This is a genomic window from Streptomonospora mangrovi (genome assembly GCF_027604915.1).
In the GTDB taxonomy this organism is placed as follows: Bacteria; Actinomycetota; Actinomycetes; order Streptosporangiales; family Streptosporangiaceae; genus Streptomonospora; species Streptomonospora mangrovi.
On sequence record NZ_JAJAQC010000051.1, the window covers coordinates 16,185 to 30,530 of the forward strand.

Sequence of the window (14,346 nt, forward strand, 5' to 3'; positions counted from 1 at the left end):
GTCTGCGGGCGGCGTCGGGTCGTCGTGGGCGTCGCGCTCGGCCAACCTCGTCTCCCCACGGTGCGTTCCACGGCGGTGTGCGCCCTCGCGGGCCGCACCCGGCGGCCGGGGCGCCCAAGCCCTCGCACCCGGATACCCGGGCACCGGCCCGCCTCGCCCGCCCGCCGGTGCTCAGGCGGGCGGCGTGCGGATGTCCATGGCCTGCTTGAGGCCGCTGTAGTGGAAGATCCGCTCGATCTTGCCCGGCGGCACGTAGACCGTCAGCGAGCCGCCCGAGCGCACCAGGCGCCGGTGCAGGCGCGCCAGCGCGCCCAGTCCCACGGAGTCGATGAAGGACAGCTCGCTCAGGTCCACCACCATGGTCGGCCCGTACACGATCTCGGCCGTCTGCGCCGTGTGCTCGAACCGGTCCACTCCGGCGAGGTCGAACTCCCCCTTCAAACGCATGACGGTGGTCCCGTCGCGGTCCTGGATTCCCACGTCAAGGTGGCACATTGAGGGTCCGTCCCGACTCCGCCGGTGCCCGCGGGCGCGGTTCTCCCACGGCGCTGCCTGTCTCGATCCCGAATCCATTCTCCAACTCCCCGGCGCCCGGCGGAACCGGACACGGCCAAGCGGGGCAGGTCGTCCGGACACGGCCAGTTCCGCGCGGCCGCGTGGTCGCGATCGGGTGCCCAGGCCGGACCCTCAGCAGGCGCGGCCGTCCGCCGCTTTGGGCGGCCCGGTGACCCACCGGCGCGCCGGGGCGGCCGACCCTGTCGACGGGCGTGGGGCGGTGCGGGGCGGTGCGGAGCCGCGCCTAGGAACCGGAGTCGAAGTAGGACTCGGGGGCCTCGCCGTCCTCGTCGGGCAGGAAGACGATCTCCTCGTCGTCCTCGGCGTCGTCGCTCTCGTCGGCGGGGCCGCCCCCACCTGCCGCGCCGCCCTCCCGGGGACCGGCGAGGTCGTCGGGCTCCTCGGTGTCGCGGGAGTCGTCGACCTCGTCGAACGACAGCTCGCCCGGCGGCTCCTCTCCCCCGCTCTCATACATCGCGCGCTCGGTCTCCTGCTCGTCGTCGCCCATGTCCGCGGAACCCGCGTAGCGCATGGCCGTCTCCCCTCCGCCGTTCAATGTCCGACGTTACGTGTCCGGCTTGTCTGACATGCCCCCTGTGCGGTGACCTACTGACCGCCCCGGGGCCGCCCATCACGCCCCGCCTCCGCCTCTCCCGCCCTTTCCCCCGGCCCCGGCGGCGCGGCCCTCCACGTAGAGCGGCAGGCGCAGCGTGAAGACCGCGCCGCCTAGGCTCTCGCTGTCGCCGACGTCGAGGGTGCCGCCCTTGGCCTGGGCGATCTCGCGCGAGATGGCCAGGCCCAGGCCGGTGCCGCCGGGGTCGCGGCGGCGCGACTCCGCCAGCCGGGCGAACCGGTCGAAGACGCGCTCGCGGTCCTGCTCGGGCACGCCGTTGCCGTCGTCGTGCACCCGCAGCACCACCTCGCGCTCCTCGCGCCCGACCGTCACCAGGACCCGCTCGCGGGCGTGCCGCTCGGCGTTGCCCAGCAGGTTGGTCAGCAGCCGCACCAGCCGCAGCCGGTTGCCGTAGACGAACAGGCCGGGCTCCACCTCGCTGTCCACGCGCGGCGGGGTGGACCGGGTGGCCCGGCGCCGCACCTCCGCCTCGGCCAGGTCGCCCAGGTCGACCGGCTCGCGCGCGGTCGCCACGTCGGCGTCCAGCCGGGCGAGTTCGAGCAGGTCGCTGACGATGCGCTCCAGCCGCTCGGTGTCCGCCAGCGCGCCGCGCAGCGCCTCGCGCACGTCGCCGCCGGGGTCGGCCAGCTCCACCTCCAGGCGGGTGCGCAGTCCGGCGATGGGGTTGCGCAGCTCGTGGGAGGCGTCGGAGACGAACCCGCGCTGGCGGTCCATCGCCAGGGCCAGCCGGTGCAGCGTGTCGTTGACGGTGCGGGCCAGGCGGGCGATCTCGTCCTCGGTGTCGGGCACCGCCACGCGCCTGCCCAGGTCGGAGGCTGTGATGCGCTCCAGGTCGGCGCGGATGTCCTCGACCGGGCGCAGCGTCCGCCCCACGCTCCACCAGGCGATGGCGCCGATGGGCGCCAGCAGGGCCAGGCCCAGGGCCAGCACCAGCGACTCCACGAAGGGGAAGGCCAGCAGCCAGGACTGCGGCACCGCCGCGTAGACGGACACGGCGCCGTACTCGGAGTCGTCCACGAGGTAGCCCACGACGGTGAGGCAGGTCGAGGCGTCGGACGCGCGGCACTCGGTGGTGACCACCTGCGTCTGGGTGGGCGTGGGGTGGACGTCGGTGAGCGGCCGCGCCCCTTGCATCACGCGGCTGGCCGCGAGCACCCGGCCGCCCGCGTCGACGACCTGGAGCCGCAGCACCCCCGGGCGGGGGCGGATCTCCCCCTCGATGCGTTGGCGCTGGACCTGCACCACCACCTCGCGCGCGGCCTCGGCGGCGCGCTCGACCTGCTCGCGGTGGATGGCGGCGCGCGCCAGGACGGCGGTGAGGACGCCGAAGACCAGCAGGATCACCGCTGCCGCCGCGACGGAACCGACCGCGACGCGGGCGCGGATCGACTGGGGGCGCCAGCGCGACCGGTCCGCCATGCGCCTCCCGCCCCCGCTTTCCGGTTGACCCATACGGCAGAGGGCTGCCCGCCGGTTGGCCCGCCCAAGGTCACCGGTTGCCCAATTCGCGGTATGCGGACCGCCGCGAACCGCCGCCCTCCGCGCCGGGCCGGTCACCCGGGCCACCGGCCCGGCGCGGCGCCGCGCGGCGGGTGCTTCCCGCAGGTCCCAGGCGGACCGGGCGGCGCGCGGGCCGTGGCAAGCTGAGGCGATGGACGACATGCGCGAGGCCCTGCTGGCCCGCTACGACGCGGCCTGCACGACCACCTGCCACTACTGCCCGTGCCCGCTGCCGCCCGAGACCGTGCGCTGCCGGCTGTGCGGCCGCCTCCAGGAGCACGGCGCCGAGGAGACCGAGGCGGTGCGGCGCGCGGCGGAGGCCGCCGCCCGCGCCTCCGCCGACTGACCGCCGGGGCGGGCGCTCCTGGCGGGCGCTCTTGGCGCGGGTCGGCGGCGTCGGCCGGGCCGCGCTCCCTCCCGCGACACGGCCGCGCCGGTTTCGCGGAAAGCGGCGCGCGCGACGCTCTGTCGCGATTCAATGTCTTTCGGTAGTCGTTGGATCGAGGCGGGCGGTGCTGCCCGCGCAGGAGGAGACATGCGCAATCGACGGACGGCGGCGGTGCTGGCCCTGGCGGCGGGGCTGGCGGCAGCGGCGGGGAGCGCCCCGGCTCAGGCGGCGCCGGAGCCGAGGTCCCACCTGGACCTGACGGTGGAGCGCGGCGACGCCGGCGCCCGCTCCTCCACCACCCTCGACTGCCACCCCGCCGGGGGCTCCCACCCCTCCGCCGACCAGGCGTGCGCGGCGCTGGAGCGCGCCGGCGGCGACTTCGACCAACTCGGCCAGACCCGCCACCAGCAGGTGTGCACGATGCAGTACGACCCGGTGCGGCTGAGCGCCGCCGGCACCTGGGAGGGCAAGCCGGTCGAGTGGGCGATGACCTTCGGCAACCCCTGCGAGGCCAAGGGCGCGACCGACGGCGTCTTCCCGGTCTGAATGGCACTCGGAAGGATCGGGGCGATCGGCGCGACCGCGACGGCCGTGGAGGTCGCTTCGCCACGGTGGTCGAGGCGGTGATGGCGGTCGGGACGGCCGGGGCGCTCGCGCGGCCCCGGCTGTCGGGCGGGACCGGCCGTCCCCGGAGGGGCGACCGACCGTCCCACCCCCTCGCCCGCGCCGGGCGACCTCGCGAGACCGGGCGTCCGCCCGTCCGCCTCCACCGCCCGCGTGCCGCACCCGGGCCACCGCCGGCACAAATGCGGACGGACGCGGCCGCCCGCCGCTTCCCTGCCTATGACCTTCCGGCCACCGCCTACTCGTAGGGGTCGGGCGGGTTGGTGACCTCGGTCATCTCCTCCACCGAGAAGCGGTGGTCGCGCACGCTCTGGAGGTCGCCCTCGGGCGCCTGCCAGGTGCCCTTGACCTCCCACCAACTGTCCGTCGGCGGCGCCGGCTGGTCGGTGATCAGCACGCGGTTGACGATCGCGTCGGCGGCGCAGCAGGCCATCTGGAGCCGCGCCAGGTACCAGCCCTCGTCCTCGCCGTCGGGGTGGGGCACCGCGAACCCGGTGAGGCGGATCGTGCGGCCCTCCATGGCGCGCGACTCGTCCGTCCACGCGCGCGAGACGAAGTCCTGCAACTCCATCTCCACCGCGCCCGACGCGTCGGGTTCGCCCAGGCCGTCGAAGCGCTGGTCGGAGTCCCCCTCGCGCGGCGGAGCGGCCGTGCCCGCGCTCTCGGCGGTGTAGGCGCCCAGCGCCGGCGGCGCCACCACGAACACCGCCACCACCGGCAGCAGGAGCAGCCAGGCCACCCGGGGGGCGCGGTCGTGCGCGTGCCCGCCGTGCCCATGCCCGTGGTCCCCGCCGTGGCCGCCGTGCGGCTCGGGCGCCGGCTCCTCGCCGCGCAGGACCGCGCGCAGCTCGCCCGCCACGATCAGCACCCCCAGGGCCACCAGCGCCGCCCCGGCCGCGATGAGGAACGGCCGGAACCCCGGCTGCACGTAGTTGAGGTAGAGGTCGGTGAAGAGTGTGCTGGTCAGCGCGGCGGCGCCCAGCAGCACCACGACGATCCCCTGCGCCACGCGGTTCACAGCAGCAGCCCTCCGATCGCGAACGAGAACACCAGTGCCACGCCCAGGGTCAGCGGCACGAACCGGCGGACGAACGCCCAGCCGAAGGTGCCGCCCTGGAGCGCGATGAGCTTGAGGTCGACCATCGGGCCGACCACGAGGAACGCCAGCTTGGCGGTGGGCGAGAACTCGGTGAGGCTGACCGCGACGAACGCGTCGGCCTCCGAGCACACCGACAGCACGACGGCGAACAGCGCCAGCACGAGCACCGACACGACCGGCATCTCGGCCACGGCCGCCACCCACTCGCGCGGCACGATCACGTTCACGGTGGCCGCCGCGATCGCGCCGACGACCAGGAACCCGCCCGCGTGCATGAGGTCGTGCAGCATGGACTCCCGGAAGACCTGCCACTTGGAGGCGCCGGGGTCGTGGTGGGTGCGCGGCGGGCGCAGCCAGTCGGTGCGGCCCAGCCGCGCCCAGATCCAGCCGACCACCACGGCGGCGCCGAAGGACGCCACCAGCCGGCCCACCACCATCTCCGGTTGCCCGGCGAAGGCCACGGCGGTGGCCACCAGCACGACGGGGTTGATGGCGGGCGCGGCCAGCAGGAAGGTGAGCGCTGCCGCCGGTGCCACGCCGCGCTTGATGAGCCCGTTGGCGACCGGCACCGACGCGCACTCGCACCCGGGCAGCACCATGCCGGCGGCGCCGGCGACCGGCACCGCCGCGACGGGGTTGCGCGGCATCACGCGCTGGTAGAACGACGCCGGGACGAACGCGGTCAGCGCGGCCGACAGCGCGATGCCGAAGACCAGGAACGGCAGCGCCTGGAGGCTGATGGCGGTGAACACGGTCGCCCAGGCGAGGAACGCCTCGCCGGTCAGCCGGTCCGACAACCAGGCGTTGCCCATGGCCAGGGCCACCAGGAACAGGGCGAAGGCCCACACGGTGGCCAGCCGGCGCGGCCCGCGCGGCCGCCCCCAGTCGGGCGGCGGCAGCGCGTCGGGGTCGTCCCAGCCTCCGGCGAGGGAGTCGCCCAGGGAGGCGTGTGCGGGCGGAGCGGGTCCCGCCGTGGAACGTTCGGACACGCGTGGAACTCCGTTGTCTTCGTGCTGGTGGGCCGGCCCCGCGCGGCGGGGCGCCGGGTGGGCCGCTCGGTGCGAGCGGTCCATGGCATCGTACCGAGAACGGTTTTCATCACGTGCGCGGCGGAAGCCGCCACACGCACGGGTCGCCGCTGGTGGGCGCCGTGGCGAACCCGGCCGCGACGCGCCTTCGGCCCCGGAGCGCGCGGGCGGACCGGGGGCCGGCAGGCCGGGACCGCGCGGGCGCACGCGGCTGTCATCACGCACCGGGCGGCGCGCCGCTACGGTCACGTCGCCCGGGCGTTTCGCACTTTACCCGCCCGGAGCGGACGACGCGCCCGTTTCCCCCACCCGGCGCGGCGCGGGAGGCTTGGTCGCGGCGGAATCGGGGCACCGAGGACGGCGGGATCCCCCGCCGACATCAATCACCGGGGCGCGAGCCGATGACCGTCGACCCGCCCCGATCGCGCGTCGCATTCGCCGCATTCGCCGCCGCGCCGCTGTGGTGCGGGCCTCGTCGTGGCCAGGGGTGTGGAGGCTCTAGCGTGGCCGACGTGCACACCAACCCCGTCGGGGCCGCGACCGGCATTCCCCTGCCGCGCCTTCCCCGCCTCCGCCTCTGCCCTACCACCCCCTCCGCCGCTTCCCTCGCGTCCCTCGGGAGGACGGCGTGCTGACGCTCAAGTCGATACTGCTGTTCGTCGCGGCGGCGCTGTGCGAGATCGGCGGGGCGTGGCTGGTCTGGCAGGGGGTCCGCGAGGACCGGGGGCTGCTGTGGGCGGGTGCGGGCGTGCTGGCGCTGGGCCTGTACGGGTTCGTGGCCACGCTTCAGCCCGACGCCGACTTCGGCCGGGTGCTGGCCGCCTACGGCGGGGTGTTCGTCGCGGGCTCGCTGGTGTGGGCCATGGTGGTCGACGGGTTCCGGCCCGACCGCTTCGACGTGGTCGGCGCCCTGGTCTGCCTGGTGGGCGTGGCCGTCATCATGTACGCCCCGCGCGAGGCCTGAGCCGACGAGCCGCGGCGCGGCGGGACACAACGACGCGGCGGCGCCCACCGTGTCGGTGGACGCCGCCGCGTAGGCGTTGCCGCGTGGACGTCGCCGCGTGGCCGCCGTCCGGGTCAGCCCCGGGCGGCCGGGGTGCCGTGGCCGCGCGCCGGGCGCGCGGGGCGGTCGTCGCGGCGGGTGCGGCGGTCGCCGTCGAAGGCGCGGGGCTCGCGGTGCCGGCCGGCGCCGCCCTGCTCGTCGCGCCGGGAGTGCTCGCGGGTGCCCCGGTGCTCGGAGTGCCCGCCGGAGAAGCGGCGCTCGCCCTGCTGGCGCGGGCCGCCGTTGCGGCGGCGCCCGCCGGGGCCGCCCCGGCCGCCGCCGCGGCGCGGGCGCTCCCGCTCGGGCTCCGGCGGCTCGATCCACGGCTCCCAGGAGGGCTCGCGGGCGCCGGTCACCTGGGCGAGCAGTTCGTCGCCGGGGTTGACCAGGTGCTGCTGGGCCTCCACCCCGGCGTCGCCGAGCAGGCGGCGGGCCATGCGGCGCTGGTTGGGCGCCACCAGGGACACCACGCGGCCGGACTCCCCGGCGCGGGCGGTGCGCCCGCCCCGGTGGAGGTAGTCCTTGTGGCCGGCGGGCAGGTCGACGTTGACGACCAGGTCGATGCCGTCGACGTGGATGCCGCGCGCGGCGACGTCGGTGGCCACCAGCGCCTGGATGCGGCCCTCGCGGAACTTGGCGAGGGTCTTCGTGCGCACGCTCTGGGTCTTGCCGCCGTGCAGCGGCGCGGCGGGCACGCCCGCCTTGACCAACTGCTCGCTGAGGCTGTCGGCACGGTACTTGCTGCGCACGAACAGGATCGTGCGGCCGTCGCGCGCGGCGATCTCGGTGGCCACGCGGTTCTTGTCGTGCGGCAGCACCTTGAGCAGGTGGTGCTCCATGGTGGTGACCTGCGAGACGGGCGGGTCGACCGAGTGGGTCTTGGGGTCGTTCATGTAGCGGCGCACGAGGTTGTCGACGTCGCCGTCGAGCGTGGCCGAGAACAGCAGGGTCTGGCCACCGGGGCGCACCAGGTCCAGCAGCTTGCTGACCTGCGGCATGAAGCCCATGTCGCACATCTGGTCGGCCTCGTCGAGCACCGTCAGCTCGACCTCGCCGAGGTCGCAGGCGCCCTGCTCGATCAGGTCGGTGAGGCGGCCGGGGGTGGCGACGAGGATGTCGACGCCCCGGCGCAGCTCGTTGATCTGGCGGGTGTAGGAGCTGCCGCCCACCACGTCGCCGATGCGCACGCCGAGGGTGCGGCCGTAGAGCAGGAGCGCGTCGCGCACCTGGTGGGCGAGTTCGCGGGTGGGGACCAGCACCAGACCGCGCGGGCGGCGGGGGGCGGCGCGGCGCTCGGCGGCGCGCACCAGCAGCGGCAGGCCGAACGCGAGGGTCTTGCCCGATCCGGTGCGGCCGCAGCCGAGCACGTCGCGGCCGGCGAGCGCGTCGGGGATGGTGGCGGCCTGGATCGGGAACGGGGTGGAGACACCGTTCTGCGCCAGCTTGTCGACGATCGCGGTCGGGAGTCCGAGATCACCGAAAGCCGGGCATGCGGCATTGTCCGTCAAGTGACGTAAACCTTCCTCATCAGTCGGCGGCGTTTCGAGGAAGGCTCCGCGGCCACATGGGCAGCACGAAGAGATCACACAAACGCGCCGGAAATACGCGACACGGGGACGCGAGAAGTCCGCAGCCCCCGGCGCCAAGCGGCCCGGCGCGCCCGATGCGCGCGGCATGAAGTGACCGCCTTGTGCAGCGTACTAGACAAAGGTCGTCAACCGCGCCGAGGTCTCCGATATTCCTTCGTGATCCCGGCCTCCCGGAACGGAGGCGGTCAGCGCGCCCCGTCCGGGCGCGCGCCGGCGCCCCGGCCCACCCCCGGACAGCGGACGGCGGGCGGCGGTGGCGCCGAACACCCGGGGCCGGGCGCGCGGGCGCGCCCGGCCCTGGCCCTGGCCCTGTGGCTTCTCAGCTCCGCCCGGCGGCCGCCGCCCACGCGGCGAACCGCTCGACCTGGGCGGCGCGTTCGGCGGCGGCCTGCTCCTCCAGGGTGCGGCCGGGCGCGCCCAGCAGCAGCTCCTTGGTCGCCGCGGCGGCGTCGCGCGGGGTCTCCAGCAGGGCGGTGACCAGGTCGTCCACGGCGCCGGCGAGCTGGTCTCCGGGCACGACCAGCTCGGCCAGCCGCAGCTCCCGCGCCTCCTGTGCCCCGACGGTGCGGGTGGTCAGGCACAGCTCCAGGGCGCGGTTGACGCCCACGATGTCGACCAGCGGCTTGGTGCCGGTGAGGTCGGGCACCAGGCCCAGCGCGGGCTCCTTCATGCACAGGTCGGCGTCGTCGCTGAGGATCCGCAGGTCGCAGGCCAGGGCGAGCTGGAAGCCGGCGCCGATGGCGTGGCCGTGGACGGCCGCGACCGACACGATGCCGGGCCGCCGGAGCCACAGGAAGCCCTCCTGGTACCCGGCGATGGCGGCGTCGAGGTCGGCGCGCCCGGCGGGGTCGCGGATGAATCGATTCAGCGCGGAGTCCTCGTTGCCGGGGGCGAACATCGCGGTGTCGATTCCCGACGAGAACGACGGACCTTCGCCGTCAATCACAACAATTCGGACGGACGCGGGCAGCGCATGGCCGACATGGGCCAGCGCCGTCCAGGTGCGGTCGGTCATGGCGTTGTGCCGCTCGGGCCGGGCCAGGGTGATGCGCGCGATCCCGCCCTGCGGGCGCTCCTCGACCGCCAGGCGCAGCCCGGCCGCGGCCAGCTCGTCGTCCGTGGGTAGGGCCGTGCCGGCCATGCGCACCTCCGCTGCTCCGGGCCGCGCCGGGCGGCGCGGGCGTCCTCACCGTCGATGATGGACCACACCCGCGCGCGGCGCGCGACGGGGGGCCGACCGGCGGGAACGGGGGCGCGGACGGGAGGCGGTGCGGCCGGTGCGGCTGCCGCGGGCCGGTGCGGCGCCGACCGGCCGGCGCGGACGCGAAAGCGCCCCTCGCGGGCGCCTTGGTGGTGGTCGTGCCGGTCTCGTCGGGGCCGGGGCAGGCCGAGTGGTCGTGTGACGAGGACGCGGTCAGCGGGGCAAGGCGCCGCGCGAAGGGCGTGAGACGTCGGTTCGCCTGGCCCGCGTCCACCGGGAGGGGCGCCGCGGCGGGTCGGGGGCGGGGCGGTCGGGACGGCCGGGTCGGCCAGGTCAGGAGCGGCGAGTGGCTCCCCCGCGGCCGCGCAGGGTCACGCCGGCCTCCGTCAGCAGCCGGTGGACGAATCCGTAGGACCGCCCGGTCGAGGCGGCCAGCGAGCGGATGCTCTCGCCCTCGTCGTAGCGTCTTTTCAGCTCGGTCGCCAGTTCAGAACGTTCGCTGCCGGTCACGCGCGTGCCCTTTTTCAGGGTCTCGGCCACAGCGTCCTCCCGTCGGTGTTGGTGATCAACGCGACATTGCTGCCCATGATCAGCCATGGGGAGGCCAGTGGCTACCCATTCGCGACGCGGCGGAGTCGTGTCGGCGCGCCGCGCCCTTTTCGGACCGCCCTTTATCGCGACCGTTAATAGGGGAATGGCAACCCGGGGCCGCCTCGCGCGTCGCCCAGGTACCCCTTCACCGTTGTCGCAGGTCAGGCGAGTGCGATCAAATCGGCGAATTCAACGTTCCACAGATCCTCCACGCCGTCGGGCAGAAGGATGACGCGTTCCGGCTGGAGTGCTTCGACTGCTCCTTCGTCGTGGGTGACCAGCACGATGGCGCCCTTGTAGTTGCGCAGCGCACTCAGGATCTCCTCGCGGCTGGCCGGGTCGAGGTTGTTGGTGGGCTCGTCCAGCAGCAGCACGTTGGCGCTGGAGACCACCAGCGCGGCCAGCGCCAGCCGGGTCTTCTCGCCGCCCGAGAGCACCCCCGCCGGCTTGTCGACGTCGTCGCCGGTGAACAGGAACGAGCCGAGCGTGCGCCGCGCCTCGACCTCGGGCAGGTCCGGCGCCGCGCTCATCATGTTCTCCAGCACCGTGCGGCTGGTGTCGAGGGTCTCGTGCTCCTGGGCGTAGTAGCCCAGCCGCAGCCCGTGGCCCTCCACCACCTCGCCGGTGTCGGGCTTCTCGACACCCGCCAGCAGCCGCAGCAGGGTGGTCTTGCCCGCGCCGTTGAGGCCGAGGATGACCACGCGGCTGCCCCGGTCGATGGCGAGGTCGACGCCGGTGAAGATCTCCAGCGAGCCGTAGGACTTGGACAACCCCCGCGCCATGAGCGGGGTGCGCCCGCTGGGCGCGGGGTCGGGGAAGCGCAGCTTGGCCACCCGGTCGGCCTGGCGCTGGCCCTGCACGGAGTTGAGGATGCGCTCGGCGCGGGCCTCCATCTGGTGGGCGGCCTTGGCCTTGGTGGCCTTGGCGCGGAACCGGTCGGCCTGCTTCTGGAGGGCGCCGGCCTGCTTCTCGGCGTTGGCGGCCTCGCGGGCGCGGCGGCGCTCGTCGGCCTGGCGCTGGGCCAGGTAGGCGCGCCAGCCCATGTTGTAGACGTCGATGACGCACCGGTTGGCGTCGAGGTAGAACACCCGGTTCACGACGTCCTCGACGAGTTCCACGTCGTGGCTGATGACCACCAGCCCGCCCTGGTGGGACTTGAGGAAGTCGCGCAGCCAGGCCACGGAGTCGCCGTCGAGGTGGTTGGTGGGCTCGTCCAGCAGCAGGGTGTCGGCCCCGCTGAACAGGATGCGGGCCAGCTCGATGCGGCGGCGCTGGCCGCCCGAGAGCGTGCCCAGCGGCTGGCCCAGCACCCGCTCGTCGAGCTTGAGGCTGCTGGCGATCGAGGCGGCCTCGGACTCGGCGGCGTAGCCGCCCATGACCAGCAGGTGCTCCTCGGCGCGGGCGTAGGCGCGGGCGGCCTTGTCGCGGACCTTGGGGTCGTCGCTGGCCATGCCCTCCTCGGCGGCGCGCATGCGGCGCAGCGCGTCGGCGATGCCGCGCGCCGACAGGATGCGGTCGCGCGCCAGCTCCTCGGGATCGGTGGCGCGGGGGTCCTGGGGCAGGTAGCCCAGCGTGCCGCCGACGGTGACGGTGCCGCCGGCGGGGATGCCCTCGCCGGCCAGCACCTTGGTGAGGGTGGTCTTGCCCGCCCCGTTGCGCCCGACCAGGCCGATGCGGTCGCCGGCGGCGACGCGCAGCGTGGTGGGCTCCAGCAGCAGCCGGGAGCCGACGCGCAGTTCGAGGTCAGTGGCGATCAGCATGGGAGGACAGACCTTCTCGGCAGACAGGTGGTGCGGGCAGGGGCGGCGGGGCGCGGCGCCGGGCGCGGCCGGGGTCGCGAGGGGCGGGGGCGCCGGCGGGCGAAGGCACGCGCGCCGCCCAGACTAGCCGCTCACGCGCCAACGCGCGCGGCGCCGCCTCCCGTGCCCACAACGCCCCGCGCCCGCCGGCTAATCCCCCGCCGGCGGGGCGGGCGGGGTGCCGCCCGCCGGTCCGGGCTCGCCCGGCCGCTCGGCCGGCTTGGCGGGCTCGGCGGTGGCGCGCGGGCCGGCCGGCGCGGCGGGGCCGGGCGCCGCCTCGCCGCCGGCGGGCGCGGCCGCCTTCTCCTTGTCGCGGTCGGCGGCGACCTCGCCGGGGCGCCCTCCGGCGCCGACGGTGATCCCGTGGTCGGCGGCGTGCTCCAGCGGCCGGTTGCGCAGCAGGGCGGCGATCACCGCGGCGATCGGGGTGGCCAGGAAGGCGCCGGCGATCCCGCCGAGGATGCTGCCCAGGGTGATGGCCAGCAGCACCACGGCCGAGGGCAGTTCCAGCGCCTTGCCGTAGACGCGCGGCGCGAAGACGTGGCTCTCCAACTGCTGCACGACGACGACGGCGGCCACGACCACCAGGGCGATGATCCAGCCCTCGGTGACCAGGGCCACCATTGCGGCCAGCAGCCCCGACAGGAACGCGCCGATGACCGGCAGGAACGCGCCGACGAAGGTCAGCACGATCAGCGGGATGGCCAGGCCGGGGTCGAGGAAGATGAGCAGGAAGAGGCCGATGCCCACGGCGTCGATGAGGCCCACCAGCGCCACGCCGCGCACGTAGCGGCCCATCACCCCGTAGGAGATCTCGGTGGCGGCCTTGATGGAGCGGCGCGAGCGCGCGGGGAACAGCGAGCGCAGCCACTCCATCAGCAGGTCGCCGGAGTGCACGAAGTACACGGTGAGCACGATGATGAGGATCAGCCCGACCAGGAACTCCAGCACGGTGGCCCCGGCGACCCACGCCTGGCTGATCCACTGGGACCAGTCCTCCTGGGCCATGGACCGGAACTCGCGCTCGACGGCCTCGATGGTGGTGGCGGCCAGGGCGGGGTCGAGCCCCAGCGCCTGGAGGTAGCTGGGCAGGTCGTCGATGGCCTGCTGGACGCTGTCGACCAGGCCGGAGACGCCCGAGATCGCGGGCTGGACGATCAGCGTGACCACGCCGCCCAGCAGGATGAGCGAGCCGATGATGGCGATGGTGGTGGAGCTGCCGCGCCCCAGCCCCCGGCGCCGCAGCCAGTTGGTGGGCGGCATCAGCAGGGCGGTGACGAACACGGCGAGGATCACCGGGATGGTGACGACGCGGACGTAGACCAGCCCGTAGACGATGAACGCCAGCACGATCCCGATGACCAGGAGTTGCCAGGCGGCGGTGCCCATGCGCGAGAGCAGGCTCTCCTCGGGGCCGGTGTCGACCGGCTCGGCGGGGACGGGCGGCGGCGCCTCCGGCGGCTCCCGGCGCACCCGGCGCCTCCGCAGCAGTGCCCCGAACCGTGGGCTGGTGAACCGCACGTCGTCCCCCTTGTCTCCTCCTGATGACCTAGGGCTGTGGCGCCCCGCGGACCCGGCGCGGGCCGGGCCGCTCGGCTCCGCTCGTGGGAGTCGTGGTCTGGCCGAAGTTACCGCATCGGCGCCGGGGCGGCCGCGAGGGCACCGCGCGCGTTGCGCCCGCCCGCGCCGGCCGGCCCCGGCCGGTGCCGGGTCAGAACTGCCAGGGCTCGCGCGGCCGGTCGGAGTGCACGATCTCGTTGCCGAAGGGGGCCAGGGCCACAGGGATCATCTTCAGCGACGCCCAGGCCATGGGGATGCCGACGATGGTGATCGCCAGGCCCACGGCGGCGGCGATGTGGCCGAGGGCCAGCCACCAGCCGGCGACGATCACCCAGATGACGTTGAGGACGGTGCTGGCGCCCCCGGCGCCGGGCCGGCGCGCCATCTCGCGGCCGAAGGGCCAGAGGGCGTAGTTGGCCATGCGGAAGGAGGCCACCCCGAACGGGATGGTGACGATCAGCACGCAGCAGATGAGTCCGGCGATGACGTAGCCCACCGCCAACCAGAACCCGGCCACGATGAGCCAGATGACGTTGAGGATGAGGCGAAGCAGGGCCACAGGGCTTCCTTTCCCTTCGGGTCGGTCCGGTCGCGGCGTCGGCGGCCGGAGTCGCTGTCTACCCCGATACGACGAGGTCTCCCCCCACCCCGTTCCGCAGGAGAACCCCCGTCGTCCCCTTAGGGGGTTGGTCGGGGGGTGCCGGCAGGGGCGGCGGGGCGCCGGCGGTAGCTGGCG

The 14,346-nt window shown here is 74.9% G+C and carries 14 protein-coding genes; 3 read left to right on the forward strand and 11 right to left on the reverse strand.

Features of this window, described 5'->3' with window-relative positions:
- Window positions 1–171: 171 nt before the first annotated feature.
- The 3 genes from LG943_RS23070 to LG943_RS23080 form a co-directional block, all read right to left on the reverse strand.
- Window positions 172–495, reverse strand: a complete 324-nt coding sequence (locus LG943_RS23070; RefSeq protein ID WP_270074451.1) for an STAS domain-containing protein — start codon at window positions 493–495, stop codon at window positions 172–174.
- A gap of 304 nt (window positions 496–799) precedes the next feature.
- Complete coding sequence (locus LG943_RS23075; protein ID WP_270074452.1) at window positions 800–1,087, reverse strand: hypothetical protein; 288 nt, start codon at window positions 1,085–1,087, stop codon at window positions 800–802.
- Window positions 1,088–1,186: 99 nt separating this feature from the next.
- Window positions 1,187–2,608 carry a sensor histidine kinase gene (locus LG943_RS23080; RefSeq protein ID WP_270074453.1) on the reverse strand — a complete coding sequence of 474 codons (1,422 nt, stop codon included), beginning with the start codon at window positions 2,606–2,608 and terminating at the stop codon, window positions 1,187–1,189.
- A gap of 232 nt (window positions 2,609–2,840) precedes the next feature.
- Between LG943_RS23080 and LG943_RS23085 the strand changes: the two genes are divergently transcribed.
- On the forward strand, window positions 2,841–3,035 hold the full coding sequence (locus tag LG943_RS23085; RefSeq protein WP_270074454.1) for a hypothetical protein: 195 nt from the start codon (window positions 2,841–2,843) through the stop codon (window positions 3,033–3,035).
- A gap of 189 nt (window positions 3,036–3,224) precedes the next feature.
- A complete protein-coding gene (locus tag LG943_RS23090) occupies window positions 3,225–3,623 on the forward strand; it encodes an SSI family serine proteinase inhibitor (RefSeq protein ID WP_270074455.1) in 399 nt (132 codons plus the stop codon).
- A 316-nt stretch (window positions 3,624–3,939) separates the two neighbouring features.
- Here the strand turns inward: LG943_RS23090 and LG943_RS23095 are convergent, their stop codons facing one another.
- Both LG943_RS23095 and LG943_RS23100 read right to left on the reverse strand, forming a co-directional pair.
- On the reverse strand, window positions 3,940–4,719 hold the full coding sequence (locus LG943_RS23095; RefSeq protein ID WP_270074456.1) for a TIGR03943 family putative permease subunit: 780 nt from the start codon (window positions 4,717–4,719) through the stop codon (window positions 3,940–3,942).
- Window positions 4,716–5,789, reverse strand: coding sequence for a permease (locus tag LG943_RS23100; RefSeq protein ID WP_270074457.1), 1,074 nt, complete (start codon window positions 5,787–5,789; stop codon window positions 4,716–4,718). The genes LG943_RS23095 and LG943_RS23100 overlap by 4 nt, the downstream gene beginning before the upstream one ends.
- A 667-nt stretch (window positions 5,790–6,456) precedes the next feature.
- Between LG943_RS23100 and LG943_RS23105 the strand changes: the two genes are divergently transcribed.
- The gene (locus tag LG943_RS23105; RefSeq protein ID WP_270074458.1) at window positions 6,457–6,792 is read left to right on the forward strand and encodes a YnfA family protein; all 336 of its coding nucleotides are present in this window, start codon (window positions 6,457–6,459) and stop codon (window positions 6,790–6,792) included.
- Window positions 6,793–6,905: 113 nt separating this feature from the next.
- On the opposite strand, the gene LG943_RS23110 is transcribed toward LG943_RS23105, so the two are convergent.
- The 6 genes from LG943_RS23110 to LG943_RS23135 all read right to left on the reverse strand — a co-directional run bounded on the left by LG943_RS23110 (window position 6,906) and on the right by LG943_RS23135 (window position 14,169).
- On the reverse strand, window positions 6,906–8,378 hold the full coding sequence (locus tag LG943_RS23110; RefSeq protein ID WP_270074459.1) for a DEAD/DEAH box helicase: 1,473 nt from the start codon (window positions 8,376–8,378) through the stop codon (window positions 6,906–6,908).
- Window positions 8,379–8,778: 400 nt separating this feature from the next.
- Window positions 8,779–9,600: an enoyl-CoA hydratase/isomerase family protein gene (locus tag LG943_RS23115; RefSeq protein WP_270074460.1), complete on the reverse strand. Its 822-nt coding sequence runs from the start codon at window positions 9,598–9,600 to the stop codon at window positions 8,779–8,781.
- Window positions 9,601–9,993: 393 nt separating this feature from the next.
- Window positions 9,994–10,200 (reverse strand): helix-turn-helix domain-containing protein, encoded by a 207-nt coding sequence (locus LG943_RS23120; RefSeq protein ID WP_408648640.1) that lies wholly within the window; start codon window positions 10,198–10,200, stop codon window positions 9,994–9,996.
- Between the two features lie 212 nt (window positions 10,201–10,412).
- Window positions 10,413–12,011: an ABC-F family ATP-binding cassette domain-containing protein gene (locus LG943_RS23125; RefSeq protein WP_270074462.1), complete on the reverse strand. Its 1,599-nt coding sequence runs from the start codon at window positions 12,009–12,011 to the stop codon at window positions 10,413–10,415.
- Between the two features lie 189 nt (window positions 12,012–12,200).
- Window positions 12,201–13,571, reverse strand: a complete 1,371-nt coding sequence (locus tag LG943_RS23130; RefSeq protein ID WP_270074463.1) for an AI-2E family transporter — start codon at window positions 13,569–13,571, stop codon at window positions 12,201–12,203.
- 190 nt (window positions 13,572–13,761) lie between these two features.
- Window positions 13,762–14,169 (reverse strand): YccF domain-containing protein, encoded by a 408-nt coding sequence (locus LG943_RS23135; RefSeq protein ID WP_270074464.1) that lies wholly within the window; start codon window positions 14,167–14,169, stop codon window positions 13,762–13,764.
- Between the last annotated feature and the right edge of the window lie 177 nt (window positions 14,170–14,346).